The 1,527-nt window shown below is 36.5% G+C and carries 2 protein-coding genes; both read right to left on the bottom strand.

Annotated features, from left to right (window positions below; genetic code table 11):
* Window positions 1-52: 52 nt before the first annotated feature.
* On the bottom strand, window positions 53-232 hold the full coding sequence (locus D7Y06_RS28730; RefSeq protein WP_120410182.1) for an ArsR family transcriptional regulator: 180 nt from the start codon (window positions 230-232) through the stop codon (window positions 53-55).
* Between the two features lie 78 nt (window positions 233-310).
* On the bottom strand, window positions 311-1,527 hold a 1,217-nt coding region (locus D7Y06_RS25075; protein ID WP_158591502.1), incomplete at its 5' end, for a hypothetical protein.

The raw sequence follows: 1,527 nt of genomic DNA on the forward strand, positions 1-1,527 counted from the left end.
GTAATTTATTTTTCTGTTCCATAGCAGCTTTCTTTAGTACTTTAAATCATTTTCAACCATGAAATAACCTCCTCAATTTCAGAGGATTCGATTTGTAAAAAATATATCTGTCTAATTGATCAGAAGAAACCAGACGGCTTCTTCCAAAAATTGACAGATGATAAGATACAGAAGGGACAGAAATGGGTAACTGCTTAGCAATCTTACCTACGAGTCTGCTCCTATTTTTCAAGTAATACTAATTTTACGTTTGTTCTTATCTTCCAAAACCTTGAATTTTAAATCTAAAAAGCCGTCTTTTTCTGTAACTCTATACATATAATTGCATTTGACAAACCTTATGGTATATTGCCAGAGTCGCCAGTAGTATCAGACAAGTAATACCAAGCATGATTATCATTTGGTAATGCGGGAATATAATGCAAAGATACAATGGAGTTAAACTGCTTGCCATTCCACCTCCAACCGTAGCCAAAACTGAAATTGCCCCACCTTTCACCGCATAATACTCACTTGTCCAATCATACTTAGGAAACTTGATATTCAGATAAATACCAAGAACCGAAATGAAAAAAGCATATACCGTAGGAATAAGAAACATCAGTACGGTCTGCATCAAGGAGTATGGAATCACAATTCTTATTAGAATTGCACTGACATATAAGACAGGGAGTATCACTGTTAAATTTACCGCAATTTTAGAATTGTAAACTGTCCTTGCCTGTGTTGGAACGGAACACATAATCCATCGGTTTTTTCCCTCTAAAGACAAGGATGCTGCTGTAGTGGAAGTCATGCTCACAAAAATAGCCAGTGCAATTGGCATGATATTTTGAATGACAATCATAATTCCCATCACTTCTACTTGCTGCCGTAAAGTGGACGGCATAAAAAATACTGCCATAACTGCCACAACGAAAAGCAGGACAATTCCAATACATGAATTTAGGGCATAAATCGTACATGAACTTAATCGGTGAAGCTCCTTTTTATACAATGCCATAAACGGCGATGAAGATTTTAATGCTCCCATTTTATAATCTTTTTTTGCATAATGTGAGAATACCGCCGTATTCAACGTTTTATAATAATGGGAAACAATCGCTATGAAGGCAATGCCTGATAGCAGGGAAACAGCGGCAAAGATGACAAAACCCACCCAATCATTATGCAATAAAGCATTTGTAAAAAGAATAGCAGGCGGATAAAATTTGTTTACCGTTTCTGCTATTGCCACGCCTAAATTGGTTATCTGCGCCTCATCCATTGATTGCGTTTTTGTAGAAGCGAGTACAATCATCAATACGGCAGCCGTACTCAAAACCAACGAATAAATATTTTTATGTTTGGAGCGTGATGAAACTGCAACAATTAAAACACCTAATGATAATGAAATTATCATAGGAATAATCGGCGTCAGAAATAATGCCCCCACTAAGAAAAGGTAGCTGCAAATCGGCGGGTGTTCATACAAGATATAAATAATGCTTGACGGCAACATGGATATAAAGCCAATTATCAGATTGA

This window comes from Roseburia sp. 1XD42-69 (assembly GCF_003612565.1).
Taxonomy (GTDB): Bacteria; Bacillota; Clostridia; order Lachnospirales; family Lachnospiraceae; genus Roseburia_B.